Source organism: Caballeronia sp. DA-9 (assembly GCF_051615025.1).
GTDB classification, from domain to species: Bacteria; Pseudomonadota; Gammaproteobacteria; order Burkholderiales; family Burkholderiaceae; genus Caballeronia; species Caballeronia sordidicola.
Genome location: NZ_CP195132.1, coordinates 738,114 through 756,661, shown reverse-complemented (window position 1 = coordinate 756,661; position 18,548 = coordinate 738,114). Strand labels below are relative to the sequence as shown.

General features: G+C 60.0%; 12 protein-coding genes. 8 read left to right on the top strand and 4 right to left on the bottom strand.

All coding sequences use genetic code 11. The annotated features are described in order from the left end of the window. The 7 genes from ACRWA7_RS09615 (at position 1) to ACRWA7_RS09585 (ending at position 9,578) form a co-directional block, all read left to right on the top strand. Positions 1 to 1,965 carry a T6SS effector phospholipase Tle3 domain-containing protein gene (locus tag ACRWA7_RS09615; protein ID WP_438392468.1) on the top strand — a complete coding sequence of 655 codons (1,965 nt, stop codon included), beginning with the start codon at positions 1 to 3 and terminating at the stop codon, positions 1,963 to 1,965. Then, entirely contained in the window at positions 1,962 to 2,696 is a 735-nt protein-coding gene (locus ACRWA7_RS09610; RefSeq protein WP_438392467.1) for a T6SS immunity protein Tli3 family protein, read from the top strand. Before ACRWA7_RS09615 ends, ACRWA7_RS09610 begins: the two co-directional genes overlap by 4 nt. A 15-nt stretch (positions 2,697 to 2,711) precedes the next feature. Then, positions 2,712 to 3,431 carry a T6SS immunity protein Tli3 family protein gene (locus ACRWA7_RS09605; protein WP_438392466.1) on the top strand — a complete coding sequence of 240 codons (720 nt, stop codon included), beginning with the start codon at positions 2,712 to 2,714 and terminating at the stop codon, positions 3,429 to 3,431. A gap of 15 nt (positions 3,432 to 3,446) precedes the next feature. Further along, positions 3,447 to 4,178 (top strand): T6SS immunity protein Tli3 family protein, encoded by a 732-nt coding sequence (locus ACRWA7_RS09600; RefSeq protein WP_438392465.1) that lies wholly within the window; start codon positions 3,447 to 3,449, stop codon positions 4,176 to 4,178. Positions 4,179 to 4,217: 39 nt separating this feature from the next. Continuing rightward, on the top strand, positions 4,218 to 4,475 hold the full coding sequence (locus ACRWA7_RS09595) for a PAAR domain-containing protein (protein WP_438392464.1): 258 nt from the start codon (positions 4,218 to 4,220) through the stop codon (positions 4,473 to 4,475). Continuing rightward, positions 4,472 to 5,854: a hypothetical protein gene (locus tag ACRWA7_RS09590; protein WP_438392463.1), complete on the top strand. Its 1,383-nt coding sequence runs from the start codon at positions 4,472 to 4,474 to the stop codon at positions 5,852 to 5,854. The genes ACRWA7_RS09595 and ACRWA7_RS09590 overlap by 4 nt, the downstream gene beginning before the upstream one ends. Positions 5,855 to 5,918: 64 nt before the next feature. Continuing rightward, positions 5,919 to 9,578, top strand: coding sequence for an ImcF-related family protein (locus ACRWA7_RS09585; protein WP_438392462.1), 3,660 nt, complete (start codon positions 5,919 to 5,921; stop codon positions 9,576 to 9,578). Positions 9,579 to 9,664: 86 nt separating this feature from the next. Here ACRWA7_RS09585 and ACRWA7_RS09580 read toward each other — a convergent pair whose 3' ends face one another. Genes ACRWA7_RS09580 through ACRWA7_RS09565 form a run of 4 tightly spaced genes read right to left on the bottom strand, consistent with a single transcriptional unit; the run spans position 9,665 to position 13,865 of the window. Next, positions 9,665 to 10,438, bottom strand: a complete 774-nt coding sequence (locus ACRWA7_RS09580) for a DeoR/GlpR family DNA-binding transcription regulator (protein ID WP_438392461.1) — start codon at positions 10,436 to 10,438, stop codon at positions 9,665 to 9,667. Positions 10,439 to 10,492: 54 nt separating this feature from the next. Beyond that, the gene (gene pdxA, locus ACRWA7_RS09575) at positions 10,493 to 11,494 is read right to left on the bottom strand and encodes a 4-hydroxythreonine-4-phosphate dehydrogenase PdxA (RefSeq protein WP_438392460.1); all 1,002 of its coding nucleotides are present in this window, start codon (positions 11,492 to 11,494) and stop codon (positions 10,493 to 10,495) included. Positions 11,495 to 11,550: 56 nt separating this feature from the next. After that, entirely contained in the window at positions 11,551 to 12,873 is a 1,323-nt protein-coding gene (locus ACRWA7_RS09570) for a four-carbon acid sugar kinase family protein (protein WP_438392459.1), read from the bottom strand. Beyond that, positions 12,870 to 13,865, bottom strand: coding sequence for a 2-keto-3-deoxygluconate permease (locus ACRWA7_RS09565; protein WP_060858642.1), 996 nt, complete (start codon positions 13,863 to 13,865; stop codon positions 12,870 to 12,872). Before ACRWA7_RS09565 ends, ACRWA7_RS09570 begins: the two co-directional genes overlap by 4 nt. 209 nt (positions 13,866 to 14,074) lie before the next feature. Here ACRWA7_RS09565 and ACRWA7_RS09560 point away from each other — a divergent pair, with 209 nt between their 5' ends. Next, positions 14,075 to 18,424: a DEAD/DEAH box helicase gene (locus ACRWA7_RS09560; RefSeq protein ID WP_438392458.1), complete on the top strand. Its 4,350-nt coding sequence runs from the start codon at positions 14,075 to 14,077 to the stop codon at positions 18,422 to 18,424. Positions 18,425 to 18,548 lie beyond the last annotated feature (124 nt).

Sequence of the window (18,548 nt, the reverse complement as noted above, 5' to 3'; positions counted from 1 at the left end):
ATGAACGACGATTCAAAGCAGTCTCCCACGCCGCCAGACACAAACGCGGATGCGAACACGGCCAAAGCAGATACCTCAAGCGGGCGCTATCAGCATAAACACGCGACGCGAGTGGTGCCCATGAAGATTGATGCGTTCGGAAGAATGTATTGGGAATCCTTTCATACGCCCGCGAGTTTCGAAGTGCGCGCTGAGGCACTTATTCCACCTCATCTGCCGGGGATTGTTATCTTTGTGCACGGGGTGAATTCGCAGGGCGAATGGTATGACGACGCAGAGGCGGCGTTATGTGATGGGTTGAACAAGCGGTTGAATCGTGGAGATCTGAAGGCCAACGAGTACAAGACGACTGACGCTGAAGGCAAAACTGCAAAAAGACGTTTAGATAAGGCGAATTGTTCCCCCGTAATCCGCTTCTATTGGGGTTACCGCGCGAAAGCTGGTGAAGAAGAACAATGGCGCATCCCCATGCGCAATGTTCGCGGTGCTGACTTCTGGAAGCAAAAAGAGGGTGACCGCGGACCATGGTGCTGGGGAGGCGGTCCTTTTCAAAACGGCACGAACAACTTGCAGCAGATGTGGAGCAAGACGGGGTTTCGCAAGCATGTCGCGGGTATCAACCTGCAGGCGTTCAACACGGAATGGGATCGTGAAGTCCACGATGCGCCGCCACGCACCTACGGTGCTCACGCTGCGCAGCGCCTTGCCGACATGATCGACAAGATCCGCGAAAACTCTCCACGCGACACCATCACAATCATGTCTCACAGCCAGGGGACGATGGTTGCAATGGCCGCGACGCTACTGTGCAAGACCCGAGCGCCCGATGCGTTGATTGTGATGAATTCGCCTTTTGCACTTAAGGACAAGTTCACCGATTCGCTCACATGCGGCAACGAACGGCCCACTACGGGCGCGCGCGTACGCACCTTCAAGGCTATCGCGCAGCGGATCAAATCGGACAAGCAGGTTTATACAGAAGAACTCATGCGGCAATTGCAGGTTGGGGCGAGCGAGGACATGAACTTTTGGCGCCCGGATTTAAAGCTGCATTACGGGTTGCCTGAGCGGGATAACCACGGGCGGTTGTATGTCTACTTCAACCCGCACGACCGGGTGATGGGTTCCGCGCCACTTCAAAGCATCGGTTGGCAGGGCGTAGACGATCACTTACTTGCCGAACTGGGTGACACCGTCAAACAGCGCATGCTCGCACGCGGCATGGCATGCGGCGACGATCCCGGTGTACGGAGTTTCGGATCGCTGCCGCCTATTTCCGATCCCGAGGCGGGCGTAAATCCAGATGATTTTTGGAACGGCAATCGTCGCGTGCTCGGGACGCTGTTGTGGACGGTGCCGAACCGAAATCAAAAGGTGACGATTAACGCCGAGAAGGTGCCCGAACCGATCACGGCGGAAGAGATGTCGAAACCATATCAGAAAGATATTGTGACCAAGAAAGGCGAGGACGTGCGCCAAGTTTATTTCGACGAATCTCGCCGCGATCAGGATATGTTGGCGGCGCAAGATTTAACGGGCCAATACAAAGACGACGGCTATCTCTATCTGGACTCGATCTACGACCGCCAGCTTTGGATGGAACGAGAAGACATGTATTCGAACACTGGCAAGCGCCGTGAGCTTGAGACTGAGCAAGAACGTCACAAGCGCATCGCTGAATACCAGCCCATGCCAACGAATCACAGCACGTTGCCGAAGCACCATGCGTTTATGAGCCGTGTTGTTGCGTACGATTTGCCGATCGGGTTTTGTGATGCTTACGAGATATCAAAAGAGTTTTGGTATGGCTTGATGCAAGACGCCGACTGGACGCAGATGGCTGATCCGTACTACGCCGACGGCTTGCTGTCGGTTCCGGCGATGCCATCCACAATCGACGCCGAGACGATCGCGGAAGTCGTAACGAAAGCCGATCAGGAACAACAAACATGGAGAGGGGCATGAAGCGTATTACTGCTATGAGTCTATTAGTCGCGCTCTTAACGCTGGCTGGATGTCGGACTGACTACGAAGATATGACAACGGTCCAACGCGATGAATATAACCGCCAGACACGTAGCCTCTACTCGTATAAACCGGACCCTAGCGCGCCAGTCCAGGTGACTTATCGGATCGATGAGAATCGGTTCATGACGCTGGAGAACTACGACCGGTGCAATGGCGACAACTACTACAACGACACCCGGCTTGGCATTCATCAGAAGGTCTGGACAGGAGTTCCAACCGGGTATCGAGGACGCTTGGTGATCGACGACCCATCAGGCGTGAACGTGGTCGTTCCCACAGCGAAGAACTCTTCATGCGGCGACCGAGGTTGCACCAGCTATTTTGCATACTCGACTGACAGCGGCCGCACGTTTAAGTGGCTCGACTATAAGCAATATAGCTCTCACCCATCCGAAGATTCCGAAAAGTACAAGATCGCAGTGACAGCAAACGCCTTATATATTGTCAAAGCGGACGCTGTCAATTTAGAGCATAGCAAAGGTGCATATGTTCGAAAGGGACCGCTGTACCCGATGGTAGACCTCACTAACTTGGATGAACGGAAAGGACGGTGGGAAACGGGTGACGAAGCGCCTCCATTTCCTGTTGGTCTTCGCACGCCATCGGGTCAAGATCACTTCACCTGCGATGCCTCTATCCGCTCGGCTGGACAGCCGAAGACGCCGTAAGAAATGGAGAAAGGCATGAAGCGCATTACTTTTATGAGTCTACTAATCGCAGTCTTAACGCTGGCTGGATGCCAGACGGACTACGAGGATATGACCGCCGCTCAACGCTCTGCATACACCAGAACGCGCATGTCCTATATCTTCAAACCAGATCCGAACGCAGCAATTCAAGTGACTTACCGAATTGATGATTCCAGGTTCTTCACGCTTGAAAATTATGATCGCTGCTATGGTGACAACTACTTCAACAACACCACGCTGGGGATTCATCAAAAGGTCTGGACAGGAGACCCGAGAGGCTATCGAGGACGCGTAGTAGTTGATGATCGCTCCGGTATGAATGTTGTGCTTCCGACTGCCGAAAATAGGTCTTGCGGTGACCGAGGTTGCACCAGCTATTTTGCGTACTCGACTGACAGTGGTCGTACGTTTAAGTGGCTTGACTATCTGAAATACACGAGTCTGCCGTCTGAGGCTTCGAAGAAATACACGATCGCTGTGACGAAGGACGCAATTTATATTGCTGATAAATCACAATATGACACGCACGTAACGAAGCTGCCTCTTACTTCTCAGATCGAGTTGGACAAGCCTTACCCGTCTGGGTTGCGCTCAGATAGCGCATGGGAAGCGAACAAGAAAATACTTCCTGCCGGTCTTCGCACTCCGTCCGGTCAAGATCACTTTACCTGCGATGGCTCTATCCGCTCGGCCGGACAGCCGAAGACGCCGTAAGAAATGGAGAAAGGCATGACGCGTATCACTGTTATGAGCGTGCTAATCGCAGCAATCCCGCTTGCGGGATGCCGGACTGACTACGAAGATATGACCCCGGCTCAGCGAGTCGCGTACAGCCACGTCGGGAGCACATACTCGTATAAACCAGATCCGGATGCACCTGTACAGGTGACGTATCGCATTGATGACCACAGGTTCGTTTCGTTGGAAAATTACGATAAATGCTATGGCGACAATTACTACAACGACACCCGGTTAGGCATTCACCAAAAAGTTTGGACAGGTTCTCCGACCGATTATCGCGGGCGTGTAGTGGTTGATGACCCATCAGGGTTGAATATCGTCCTGCCAACGGCTGAAAATACTACATGTGGTGATCGAGGTTGTACTAACTCACTTGCATACTCGACTGACAGCGGTCGCACGTTTAAGTGGCTTGACTATAAGCAATATAGCTCTCACCCATCCGAAGATTCCGAAAAGTACAAGATCGCAGTGACAGCAAACGCCTTATATATTGTCAAAGCGGACGCTGTCAATTTAGAGCATAGCAAAGGTGCATATGTTCGAAAGGGACCGCTGTACCCGATGGTAGACCTCACTAACTTGGATGAACGGAAAGGACGGTGGGAAACGGGTGACGAAGCGCCTCCATTTCCTGTTGGTCTTCGCACGCCATCGGGTCAAGATCACTTCACCTGCGATGCCTCTATCCGCTCGGCCGGACAGCCGAAGACGCCGTAACTAGCAACTACCCATAACAAATTCACCGAGAGAGAACCCATGAAAAAACCAGTCTGTGAAGGCGACCCTACAAGCCACGGCGGCCAGGTAAAAACCGCCTCTTCCGCGTTTAATCTGAATGGACGTAAAGCCGCCATCAAGGGCGATATCGTCTCGTGCCCGGAGCACGGTGACAATCCGATTATTGAAGATGGCCCGGGCTTCAGCTTCCACGGTCAAAACCTCGTGCTTGATCACTGCCGCACACAGTGTGGAAGCTTTGTTATTGCGGGTAACCCGGGCATGTCGATCGAATGAACCGGCAATGGTCGTTATCCAGCGTTCCGCGTCAAGCTCATGCGCTCGCGCCGCCGGTGTGGTTACTCGCGGTGCTTTTCATTGTTATTCAATCTATCGGAGCCGCGCTGCGCGTCTACACCTGGCCCAAAAGCCAACCCGTCATGGTGCCGGAATTCCTCATTGGTCTTATTGTGATTCCATGGCTTTTTTGGCTGGGCGTGTGCGGTGCATTGTTCTTTGCATACATTCAGGATCAGAACCGCGTCCTCTGGTGGAACTACCTCGCCGACGAACACTTCACAGGCTGGCGCAAGTGGGCACAAACACGAATTATGGTTGTTGATAGCGTTGTACTGTCACCAGAACCCGATCTCGCCGAGCGCATGCTGAAGCTTGAGGGAAAACTCCCCGACAATCCGGATAAAACGATGATCCTGGCAGTGCCGCAAACGCATCAAGCCGGATCGCGCGTTCAGGCAGTATTCGATCAACTGCTGACGCCATTTCTCCCAACGCTCACCCGCATGAGACGCGCGGACAAAGTGGAAATTGTCTATCAAACCGAACGTGAAATCGACGTGGTCCATTTGCGCGCTGCGTGGGACCGTTTTGAGTTACCACTCACCCCCACGTTCCACTGGCTTGCCCCTGACACGGATTCTCCGCTAACCGGTCCGTGGTTCGCCATACGGCCGCCCGAGTGCCGGATTGTCCTCGCGTGCCAGTTGCATACACCCGACGTCGCTCCCAAATTTTCCGAAGTAGCCGTCGCTTTGCTTTTGACCACGGCAAAATTCGCCGCGCGCACGAAGATCAGACCGCAAGCATCCTTGTTCAGGCCGATCACCGCCGATTTCAGCACCGCGGAGCACGCATTAAAAACGCTCTTGAGCGCCGAACAAACTCCGGTCGAGAAACTGCGCCATTTCTGGACGAGTCACCTCAACAAAATCACCAGCCACGCAGTAGACGCCGCCGTAAAAAACTCCGGAATAGACCTTGAGCATCACAAAATCGATGCTGCAATTGGCAAGGCAGGCCCGGCGAACCGCTGGCTCGCGCAGGCGCTTGCGGCTGAAATGGTTCAGCACGGGCAGGGCGCGCAACTCATCGCGGTTCCCCACGCGAGCGGCGTTGCGTGGAATCTGGTGGCGTCGAATCCCGCTCCGGTGCCAAGGCCCGCGCATCCGGCAATCAATTATTTCTCGTGGCCGTTTCTGGCAATGATCATCGCCTTCGCCGCTTGCCTCTTCTGCATATTGCTCCCCGATGGCTTGAGCGATCCGTTAAAGATTGCATTGATCGCCGCCATTCCCGTGCTTGTCGTGGTTCAGGTCTGCGCGGAAATATGGACGCTCAAGCAAACCTCACGTGCTTTCGCCTACGAAGCGCGCTGACGTGCTCGGGGTATTGCCTCATGGCACCGTGACGGGCCTAAAAAAAATCCAGGTGAATCATTAAATGACTATCCGTTTCAGTGTGAAATATGCCGTCTTAGTTGTGATGGCCGGCGTGGCTGCGGCATCGGCGGTGTATTTCAGCGGCACGCCGTCGCTGTCGCTGGTATCGGAGCGGGTTGCATGGATCGCGCTGATTAGTGTTGTCTGCGCGCTGCTTATTAGCTTTCACGGTCCCATTGCAGACGCTTGGGAGGAACTGACGCACATCGCCGGACCTCATGACGCAGGGACACGGGAGCCTGAGAACATTGACGCCGCACCCGATCAATTCGACCAGGACGACTCGGATTCAAATGCGAAGCAAAAGGCGTCCCAACTCGATAGCCTCAAGTTTGCATTGCGCGATCGCGCGCTGCGCCGTCAACCCAGACTGCTTGTCACCGGCGACCCTTCCGTTGTCCACCGGTTCCTGCCGGAACTGACCCTGCATGGATGGTTAGGCACCGGCGACGCATTGTTGCTCTTGAACACGTCCGATTCAGACGGCCGTCCCGACGACGCATGGCTCAGGCAGATCTATATGCTGCGCCGTCGCCGCCCGGTCGATGCCGTGATCCTGACGCTCGACGGCAACGCCAGCACGACTTTGCCGCGTCGGGGCACGCACGCGAACAGCGTGACGCTCACGCGTGTTGCCGAAGTCCTGCATTGGTCCGCACCGGTCTATCTGCTCGACGTGGCGCAAACCGACACATTCAACGACGGCAGAACTGCGCTGATTGGCTGTGAGTTTCGGGCCGATGCCAATGAGCGTTCAATTGAATCGACGCTGCTCGCGTTGTGCAGCCGCGCGGGTAACGAAAGCGTTGGGCAACTGATTCGAAACCGCAAGGACAAATATGGGGCGAAACTGTCCCAACGGCTCGATCAACGCAGCGCGCCGCTGGCTGCATTGATCGCGTCATTGGCAAATCGCGGCGCCCGGCATCAACCGGTAAGTGGCGCATATTTCGCCCCTTATCCTCTAACCACTGACCCGGTTGAAGAGCGCAATCCCGAAGTACTCACCGCCGCCGATCTTCCGCTTTGGAAACATATTGCCGCGACCGCGCGCAAGCAGCGGGGCAAGCGCATGGGCGCCCATCCGGTTACCGTGTTTTCAACGATCTCGCTCAGTGTGATTGGCATAGGGACGGCAGGCATGCTGTTATCGGGTATGACCAACGGCCGGGACGTAGCACAAGCGCGAGCGGCCATCAAAACGTTGCAGGCGGCACCCGATGCCGCGGCGCGTCTGCAAGCCTTGCTCGCGTTGCAGCAAAGGATTGGCAAATACGAAGAACGCATCGCTCATCAGCCGCCGTTATGGTCGCGCTTCGGTTTGAATCAGGACGCGCCAATTCTCGCCGCGCTTTGGCCGGCGTATGCGGATGCGAGTAAGTCGCTGCTCGTGACACCGATTCAGCAAAACCTGGAAGCTACGCTGGTGGACTTGAGCCAGATGCCAACCGATACGCTTGATGACACCGGGAACGCAGCCGCAGCCAATGGCCACAAAGCCCTGAAAGCCTATTTGATGCTTGCCGAACCCGGCCGCGTCGATGCGGGATTCATCACGCCGCAACTCATGCATTACTGGTCCACGAACGCGAACGTTTCCATTGGTGCGAAGCTGGATATGTCGGAACGTTTGCTTGGCTTTTACGCGCAGCATCTGAAAACGCACGATGCGTGGCGCATCCAGCCTCGCGCGGAACTTGTGAACGCGTCGCGTCAGACACTGCTTTCGGTCATTGGCGTGCGCAATTCGGAAGACACGGTCTACCAAAGCGTGCTGGCCGGTGCCGGCAGCAAATACCCTGATCAGACACTGGCATCGCTCACCGCGGGCACCGACACACGCGGATTGATCCGCACCAACGCGACAGTGCCGGGCATCTACACCCGCCAGGCTTATGAAGGTTATGTCGCAGCGGCAATTACCGAAGCGACGAAGAACCGTGACGTGAGACGTGACTGGGTCTTAGCCAACACAACCGATCATGCGCTGCCCGCGACTTCAGCCAGCACGCTTGAGCAGACCCTCACCGCGCAATATTTCAACGACTATGCCGAGCACTGGCAGAGCTTTATGAACGCGTTGCAATGGCAGCCGGCGCCGAACATTCCGGCCGCCATCGAGCAGATGAAACTACTTGCCGACGCGCGTCAGTCGCCGGTCATCGCCTTGATGAAGTCGATCGATTATCAAGCTAACGCGGGCATGCATCAGGCATCGCTATCGGATACGCTGGTCGCCAGGGCGCAAAACCTGTTTGGAAAAAAGGACGGCGCCGAAACGGCTGCGGTCGCGAACAGTTCCGGGCCGTTGTCGACAGCTTTCGGCCCGGTGCTCAGGCTTACCGGGCAGCTGAGCGACACGGCCGGCAAGGGCAATGCATCCACCGGCGATGTCAGTCTGCAACGCTACCTTGATCGCATCATCGCGCTGCGTCTAAAGCTCCAGCAAATCACCAACGGCGGCGATGCCGACCTTCAGGCGCGCCAACTTGCGCAGGCGTTGTTCCAGGGCAAAGCGTCGGAACTCGCCGATACTCAGGCCTACGCGCAACTCGTTTCTGCGAGTCTCGGCGCACAATGGTCCGGCATGGGCGAAGCATTGTTCGTGCGTCCCGTGGCCCAGGCCACGCAAATCGTCCTGCAACCCGCGCAAGCCAGTTTGAACGATACGTGGCATCAGTCCATCGCTGCCCACTGGAACAAGTCGTTCGCAGGCCGCTATCCGTTCGACAACACCGACAACGACGCGTCCATCCCCGAACTCGCGCGGTTCATCAGACCGCAAGGCGGATTGATTGCTTCGTTTCTCGGTTCGCAACTTGCAGGGGTGCTGGAATTACAAGGCGATCAATGGGTTGAAGTCAGTTCGCGCGGCGGCACACTGCAGTTCGATCCGGCATTTCTGAGAGCAGTGAATATATTGCAGCGAGTCGCGGGGCATTTGATGCCGCAGGGCGAGCCGCAGTATCGGTTCGATTTCAAGCCGATTCCGACTCCGGGCATTACGGACACGGTATTGACGCTGGACGCGCAAAAACTGCATTACTACAACCAGCGCGAACGCTGGCAGGGTTTGCAATGGCCTTCGAATGATCCGCAGGTTGCCGGCACGCGTTTGCAATGGCAAACCGAAACGGCGGGCATGAGCAAGAATTTTGAGTTTGGTGGACGCTGGGCGTTTGTTCGAATGCTGGAGCGCGCCAAGGTCGAGCCCATTGATGGCGCAACGTTTCAACTGACGTGGCAGGCCGAGCCGGATACGCGACCGGTGCAAGTCGTCGCCAGGGCTGCCGCCGCGAGTCCGCATAACGCGTCGCCGCCGACGTCTCGCAGCGCCGACGACTGGAGCGGTTTTGTGGACGATGAATCGCCCGGCCATGCGTCGCTGGATCGCCTTGTCACCCAGCCGCCGCTTACCGCCGCGCCCGCGAATCTGATTTATCCACTCAGTTATTTCATGCGCACTGACGTGGGAAAAGGGCCGCTCGAACTGCTCGCGCTGAAAGGCTTCAGGTTGCCAAGCCAAATGTTCATCGATAAACCGCTTGCGACGTTGCAGGGCAGTGGCGCGAATCCGCCGCCGTTGCCAAAGGCCGCGCGTGAGGCCGCAAAACACGCTGCCATGCCGCTACCTGATGGCGATGCGGGAAATCCGCTATGAAATCGCGCTCGTTGTCATTGGGCGCGATTACCGCGGAAAAGCGTTGGAAGAGAATTCATGAGCCAAAAAGTTGCAGCGGGGAAGAGTTACACCACCCCCGCCACTTCCACGACAACCCCCTTCAACGCCTTGAACGGCGCCAACTGCTCCGCCCTTGCCAACCCGGTCGTAATCAACGTCCAGTCCCGCTCAAGCGGTGTCCAATGCTGTTGCCTCGCGCGCCCGAGTTTGTCGGCATCGGCGAGAACGATCAGCTTTGCCGCGCGCCGGATGATGCAATCCTTCAGGTAAGCCTGCTCGGCCGTCGCCTCGCACAAGCCAAAATCCGCTGCAACGCCGTCCGCGCCGAGAAACGCCACATCCACGCTCAAGCGGCTCAGCACCAGTTCCGCGAGCGGCCCGAGCGTACTCATGCTCGATGCCCGCAAATCCCCGCCGATCAGCGTGATCCTCACGCCCGGCGCATTCGCCAGCGTCATCACGGCAAGCAGGTTGTTCGTCACCACATGCAAATCACGATGCGCGCTCAACTGCCGCGCAAGCGCCGCGCACGTCGTGCCGCCATCGAGCAACACGGTGTCACCGTCGTGAACATGCACCGCCGCCGCCTGCGCAATCGCTTCCTTCTGCTCGCGCTGCGCCGACTTGCGCTCTTCCAGCGACGCCTCCGGCTCGTGCGCGCCGACCAGCGCCGTCGCGCCGCCGTAGGTGCGCACCAGCCGCCGCTCCTTCGCGAGCATGGTGAGATCGCGCCGCACCGTTGCCTCCGATACCCCCAGCGCCTCGCTCAACTGCTCGACATTGGCGTCGCGAGTGAGGACGAGATCGAGGATGGCGCGGTGACGGTCGGCGGCTTTCATCGTGATGGGCTCATGCGAAGAACAAGGCCGCCGATGTTACACGACTGAAACCCATCAGCCGCGCCGGGTCGCGAGTTCCGCGCCCTGGCGCAAGGCTTCGAGCAGGCTGCGTTCATCGGCAATGCCCTTGCCCGCGATATCGAACGCCGTGCCGTGATCCACCGAGGTCCGGATCACTTCCAGCCCAACCGTCACGTTCACGCCGGCTTCGAGTCCCAGCACCTTCACGGGGCCGTGTCCCTGATCGTGGTACATCGCGACCACGAGATCGAAGTCGCCACGGCCGGCGCGGAAAAAAAGTGTATCGGCAGGAAGCGGACCGGTGACGTCGAGGCCTTGTTCCTGCAGCACTTTCACAGCGGGAATGATCTTTTCCTCTTCCTCGCCATAGCCGAACAAACCATTCTCGCCGGCATGCGGATTGATGCCGCACACGCCAATACGCGGCTTCGCAATACCCGCCTTGATGAGCGTCGCGTTGCCGCGTTCAATCGTGCGCTGCACGAGGCCCGGCTCGATCTTCTTGATCGCATCGATAATGCCAATATGCGTGGTCACGTGAATCACGCGCAACTGCGGCGCGACGAGCATCATCGATACTTCTTTCACGCCCGTCAGGTACGCGAGCATTTCAGTGTGGCCCGGATACTTGTGGCCGCCTGCGTGGAGCGCTTCCTTGTTGAGCGGCGCCGTGCAGATGGCGTCGATCTGCTTCGATTCAGCCAGTTGTACCGCACGCGCGATGTACTGATACGCGGCGTCGCCCGCGATCGGCGACAACTGGCCGAAGGGCAAGTCGTCGGGAATCAGGTTCAGGTCGATACAGTCGATGGTGCCCGGTTCGTACTTCGCTTCGGTCGCGTCCTTGATGCGGCGGATTTTCGCGCTGCCATGAACGATTTCATTGGCTTGCTCAAGACGGCGCGCGTCGCCGATCACGAGCGGACGGCATTGCTCGTAGACCACTTTATGCGTCAGGCTCTTGACGATGATCTCGGGACCGACGCCGGTTGCATCGCCCATGGTGATGCCGATTACGGGAAGATAGTTGCTCATGATCTAAGGTATTGCTCCGTGTATGTGGGGCGCTTTCAGATTCGCGCTCGCTTGAATCAGTGTGTGTTCGTGGCTGGGATCGTAGCTGTAGCTGTAGCCGTTTTCGTAGCGGACGAGGGCAACCGCCGCAAGTGTTCCCATGCGCCGAACAGCGCGTGCTCGCTGCCGAATGCGCCAGCCTTGGTGACAATGGCGGGGCGCGAAGGCAGCGGCGCTGAAGGACGCGCGACCGCAACGCCCGCTTCGACTTCCGCCAGAAGATCGAGACTGCCGATGCCCGTGGCGCTCAGCATCGCGCGGGCGGTTTCGCCGCCGGTCGCAATCAGGCCGCCGACGTGCTGGAAATGCGGCGCGACCAGCGCGGCCAACGCGTTGGACAGATGCGCGCCCTCGGCCGGATCGAAGGCATCGTCGCGACCGATACGAACCAGCAGATCGATTCGCTTCACGAGAAAATCGCCGATCTTCCCTTGCCATTCGCGCCAGTCGTGGTGAGCATCGCCCGCGCGCAATATGGCGGGCGGCACGATCAGCTCGGCGACGCCCGCGCGTTCGCGCAGCATCGCACACTGGCGCTCGGACACGGACGACAGACTGCCCACCAGCACCAGGATCGCCCCATCCTGTTTCTCATGGACGAGCGGCCGGTTCGGCGGGTTGCTGAAGAGCGCGGGAAGCGCCGCCAGTTCACGCGCCAAGCCGCCCGATCCGACCCAGAAAAGCTCATGGTCAAGCTGCGAGGTGATCTCGGCGAGCCGCTTGAGATCGTCGCTAGTGTGGGCATCGACGATCAGCGCCTCGACGCGTTCCTTCGTCGTTGCACGAATGCGGTTGCGCAGCACATCGGCGTCTCCACGCAGCGTGTCCACATTGATCGAATCGCAGCGCAAACCCGCGTCTTCCAGCATGGTCTGCACGTTCGCGGGCCGGTCGGCGTTCTCCAGCTTCCAGGTATCGGTGCTTTCAAGCGGCTCGCCATGCACCAGCACGCGCGCGCGATTCGTGGTGCGGCCAGTCGCGGGAAACGCGGGCGCGACAATCGCGAGACCGGCGCGCGGTTGCAGCGCCGCGACCTCGGCAGCCCAGTTGCCGCGCAAGGTCGAATCGATCTTCTTGTAGAGCCGACGTCCGGGCGCGTTCAGCGTGCTGAATGCATCGGCGGTGCGGCGCGCGGCCACCTTGGGCGCGAGGCGGCGGGTGTCGGTATCGGCGGCAATCACGTCGATGGGGTTTGCGTCGGCGCCGGCTTTCAACGCGCTCGATGCGTCCAGCGTCACGATCGTGCGCCGTCCCGCGCCGGCGAACGCAATGGCGCAATCGGCGGCGCCGGAAAGGTCGTCGGCGATGATCAGCAGGCTGCGGGGGTTCAGTGCGCTCATCGCGTGGCCTCTTTGGCGAGGACGCGGCGCTCCTCGGCACGGGCGCTGGCGCGTTTGGCGACCGCGGCGGTCAGAATGGGCGACACGATTGCCGTCACCACCACGCAGGCCGCGACCAGCAGCGTGGCGCTTTTTGCGGCCTCGGAATAGACCGGATTCGCCGCCGCGATCAACGCCGGAACGGCCGCCGCGTTGCCCGCGGTATTCGCCGCCGCGACGCCTGCCACGCCGGTGCCGCCCGTCATGCGATCGGTGAAATAGAGCGGAATACCGGTGACAACTACAACCGCCAGGCCAAGGCCGATGCCGAGCAATCCGGCTTGCCAGACCTTATGCAGATCGAGACTTGCACCGAGCGCCAGCGCGAAGAACGGAATCATGACGGGCACGGCGCGCGAAAGAAAGTCGCGCATTTCACGGTCCAGGTTACCAAGCAGCATGCCGACCGCGAGCGGCAGGATACTGCCCACGAGCGTGGGCCACGGAAATGCCGACAAACCCGCTACGCCAAGCGTGACCATCGTCAGGAACGGGCCGGATTCGAGCGACATGATCGTGTACGCGCCCACGTCCTCCGACCGGCCATATTGGCCCATCAGCGCCATATACAGGCCGCCATTGGTGTCGTTCATCGCGGCCACGACTGCAAGGGTCGAAATGCCAGCGAAGATACCCGACGACACCGGCTGTTCGCCCAGGAAATGCCCGAGCACGATCCCGACCACGATCGCCGAGCCAATCTTCGCCGCGAACAGCGCGCCGCCTTTCTTGATGAGATACGGCGTTGCCTTGACGTCGATGCTCGCGCCCATGCACACATAGAACACCGCGAGAATGGGCAATGCGCCGGTGAAGAGCGCGTTGGTAAAGGAGCCGAAGAACTTCGGCATGCCGGGCAGGAAAGTCGCGATCAGCGATCCGATCAGCAGGGGCACGATCATCATGCCGCCGGGAACGCGCTCGATAGAACGCTTGATAGGTAACTGGGCCATGCGGGTCTCCGTTTTGATCCTGTGTGAGGGCGATCTCGAGTCGAATGCTCGAATCGATCATATGTTTGATTGAAATGATCAAAATGAAGTGTAGTCCGTATCTCGATAATGCGCAAATCGATCGTTCGGATGATTGGTTCGATCATTTTGACGTTGACGGCGTACAGCCCAACCGGACGCATTTTTCCTGCCACGCATAAACTAGTGGAATGACCGCAGCCAACACGTTGTCTTCCGGACCGCTCGAAGGCTTTCACCCCGCCGTCGCGAACTGGTTCAACCGGCATTTCGCCGCACCCACCGAGGCGCAGGCACGCGCGTGGCCGCTGCTCAAGGCCGGCCGCTCGACACTGGTTGCAGCGCCTACGGGTTCCGGCAAGACGCTCACAGCGTTTCTCGCGGCCATCGATCAACTTGTGCATGAGAGCGTCGAGCGCGCTCGGCCGTTGCCCGATGAGACCGCCGTGGTCTACGTCTCGCCGCTGAAGGCGCTCTCCAACGATATCCGCGTGAACCTGCAGGAACCGCTCGCCGGGATTTCGGCGGAACTGGAGCGGCTCGGTTTGCCGCCCGTTGAAATCCGCGCCGCCGTGCGCACGGGCGATACCACGCCGAAGGAGCGCAACGCGGTCAAAAAGCGGCCGCCGCATATTCTGGTGACGACGCCGGAATCGCTTTACGTGCTGCTGAGTTCGGACTCCGGCCGATCGATGCTGTCCACCGTGCGCACGGTGATCGTCGATGAAATCCATGCGGTCGCCGGGAACAAACGCGGCGCGCATCTTTCGCTCAGCCTCGAACGGCTGGACGCGTTGTGCATGGAAAGCCGGCAAGCGACGCCGGTGCGCGTCGGGTTATCGGCGACACAAAAGCCGATAGAACTCGTCGCACAATTCCTGACGGGGAACCGGCCATGTGCCATCGTCGATGTGGGTCATGTCCGCCACCGCGATCTCGCGCTTGAACTTCCGCCCGTGCCGCTCGAAGCCATCATGTCGAACGATGTGCGCGAGCGGGTCTACGACCGGCTCGCGGAACTCGTCGCCATGCATAACACCACGCTCGTGTTCGTGAATACCCGCCGCATGGCCGAGCGCGTCGCGCGCCATCTCACGGAACGGCTTGGCCGTGATGCGGTCGCCGCGCATCACGGCAGTCTTGCGAAGGAGCAGCGGCTTGACGCCGAACAGCGGCTCAAGCGCGGCGAGTTGCAAGTGCTGATTGCGACGGCGTCGCTGGAACTGGGTATCGATATTGGCGACGTGGAGCTTGTCTGCCAACTCGGCTCGCCGGGATCGATTGGCGGATTTCTGCAGCGCGTGGGGCGTTCGGGCCATCAGGTCGGCGGCACGCCAAAAGGGCGGCTGTTTCCCGAGTCGCGCGACGATCTGATCGAATGCGCGGCGCTGCTCGATTGCGTCGCGCGCGGCGAACTGGATGCGCTGCACGTTCCGAATGCGCCACTCGATGTCCTTGCGCAGCAGATCGCCGCCGAAGTGGCGAGCCGCGAATGGCACGAAGACGCGCTGTTCGCGCTTGTGCGCCGCGCAATGCCATACGCCGCGCTCGAACGCGCGCAATACGACGCAGTGTTGCGGATGCTGGCTGAAGGCTACACAGGCCGGACCGGCGTGCGCGGCGCGTATGTGCATAGGGACGCGGTGGCGCGCACCTTGCGCGGCCGGCGCGGCGGCAGGCTGACCGCGGTGACCTCCGGCGGCGCGATTCCCGACAACGCCGATTTCGCCGTCCTGCTTGAACCACAAGGCCTGCAGATTGGAACGGTCAACGAAGATTTTGCGGTCGAGAGTCTTGCCGGCGACGTGTTCCAGCTCGGCAACGCGTCGTACAAGATCCTGCGCGTGGAGGGCGGCCGTGTCCGGGTCGAGGACGCGCACGGCCAGCCCCCGAACATTCCGTTCTGGCTCGGCGAAGCGCCGGGACGCAGCAACGAACTATCGGCTGCCATTGCGCGCTTGCATCAGCAGGTGGACGCGTGGCTTGCCGCATTCACGGTTGAAGAAACGATCGCGAAGCTCCATGAAAACACGGGTATGGGAGATCCGGCGGCGCGGCAGATAGTCGAATACCTCGCGCGCGCACGTTCGGCGCTTTCGGTCTTGCCGACACAGGACACGCTCGTGATGGAGCGTTTCTTCGATGCCTCCGGTGGAACGCAGCTTGTCATCCACACGCCGTTTGGCAGCCGCGTCAACCGTGCCTGGGGCCTTGCGCTGAGGAAGCGCTTTTGCCGCACTTTCAACTTCGAATTGCAGGCGGCGGCGACCGAAGACGCCATCGTTTTATCGCTGACGGGAAGCCACAGTTTTCCGCTCGATGAAGTCTGGCGTTATCTGCGCTCGGCCACGGCGGAACACGTGCTGATCCAGGCGCTGCTCGACGCGCCGCTTTTTGGCGTGCGCTGGCGCTGGAATGCGACCAACGCGCTTGCATTGCCTCGATACGCGGGAGGCAAGCGCGTCGCGCCGCAATTGCAGCGCATGAAAAGCGACGATCTGCTCGCGGCCGTGTTTCCGGATCAGGTGGCGTGTATTGAAAACGTGGTGGGCGAGCGCGAGGTGCCGCATCACCCGCTGGTGGACCAGACCATTGACGACTGCCTGCACGAAGCCATGGATTGCGACGCGTGGCTTGCGTTGCTGCGCCGTATCGAAAGTGGTGATATCAAGCTCGTGACGCGCGACCTGCCCGCGCCGTCGCCGCTGGCGGCGGAGGTTTTATCGGCGCGTCCGTATGCGTTTCTCGACAATGCTCCAATCGAGGAGCGCCGCACGCAAGCCGTGCTGGCGCGCCGCTGGTCCGATCCCGAATCGGCCGACGACCTGGGCGCGCTCGATGCCGACGCCATAGCCGGCGTGCGTGAAGAGGCGTGGCCGTCCGCGCGTAACGCCGACGAAATGCATGAGGCGTTGTCCGCGCTTGCGTGCGTCACGGACGCCGAGGCGCAAACCAACGAAGGCTGGCTGACATGGCTCGGCGCGCTGGCGGAGTCGGGCCGTGCGACGCGTATGCAGGTGACGCCGGAGGAGGGGTTGTGGGTGCCGGTCGAGCGCCTCACGTGCGTGCGCGCGATTCATCCGGTCGCGCACATGCAGCCGCACTTGAAGCCGCTTCCCGGTTTCGATGAAACCTGGACCGAAGACGACGCGCTCGTTGAAATCGTGCGGGCGCGGTTGAGCGGTTTCGGGCCACTGCCCATGCCGGCGATCGCACGCGCTCTCGTGGTTCCGGCCTCGCCGGTGGCATTGGCGCTCACGCGGCTCGAAGCCGAAGGCTACGTCATGCGTGGGCGCTTCACGCCGGGCGCGGCCGAGGAAGAATGGTGCGAGCGGCATTTGCTGGCGCGTATTCATCGATACACCGTGCGCCGTCTGCGTCGCGAGATCGAGCCGGTCGCGCTGCAGGATTTTATGCGCTTCCAGTTCGACTGGCAGCACCTGAGCGCGGATTCCAAAGCCGATCCGCACGCCGACGGCCACGACGCGCTGATGTCGGTCATCGAGCAACTTGAAGGTTATGAAGCGCCCGCCGTCGCGTGGGAAGACGAAATCCTGCCCGCCCGCCTGGGCGAATATTCGATGTCCTGGCTCGACGACCTGAGCCGCGCCGGCAAGGTCGTCTGGAGCCGGCCCGGCGTGCGCTCACGAAGTTCGGGCGGCCCGGTGCGCACCACGCCGATTGTCCTGCTGCCGCGCCGCAACCTGCCCGCGTGGAACGCGCTGATGCAGCCGGTGCAGACGGCCGAGCCTTCATCGCGGGCGCAACTGGTGTTCGACGCGCTGACCAGACACGGCGCAATGTTCTTCGATGAACTGCGCACCGACGTGCGCCTGCTCGACACGGAACTCGAGACCGCGCTGGGCGAACTGGTATCGATGGGACTGGTGAACGCCGATAGTTTCGCCGGCCTGCGCGCCTTGATCGCGCCGGCTTCGCGGCGTAATGCGTTCGGTAGCCGCAGGCCGCGGCGAGGCGGGCGGTTCATCGGCGGAATGGACGATGCAGGGCGCTGGGTGCTGCTGCGCCGCTCGGAAACAGCCGCGAGCGATGCGCTGGAACACGTCGCCACCACCTTGCTGCGCCGATACGGCGTGGTTTTCTGGCGTCTGCTCGAACGCGAAGCAGACTGGCTGCCGCCGTGGCGCGACCTGCTGCGCGTATATCACCGGCTCGAAGCGCGCGGCGAGATTCGCGGCGGGCGCTTTGTCGCCGGTTTGCCGGGCGAACAGTTTGCGTTGCCCGAAGCCGTGCCGCTCTTGCGCACCATGCGCAACCGTCCCGCCGATGGCAGCATGATCGCGATCAGCGCCGTCGACCCGCTGAATGTGGCGGGCACGTTATTGCCGGGAGAAAAGGTGCCCGCCATGCCGGGTAATCGCGTGCTTTTCCGCGATGGTGTTCCAGTCGGCGCGGTAATAGCGGGGAAAACACGCTTTCTCACCGAACTCGATCACGAATCGCAAGAACGCGTGCGCTGGCATCTGGTGCGGCGCAGTTTCGACCGCATGCCGGCGTCGCCGGTTTTATCGGGGCGTTGACTGGATTGCATTCCGGCGCCATTAACGGTTCGTTCCGCGATTTAAACGCGTGCTAAAGTTTTATCGATGAAAGCCGTTAATCCCTATATGCATGGTTGCGTAACGATAATGAATAAACGGGAAG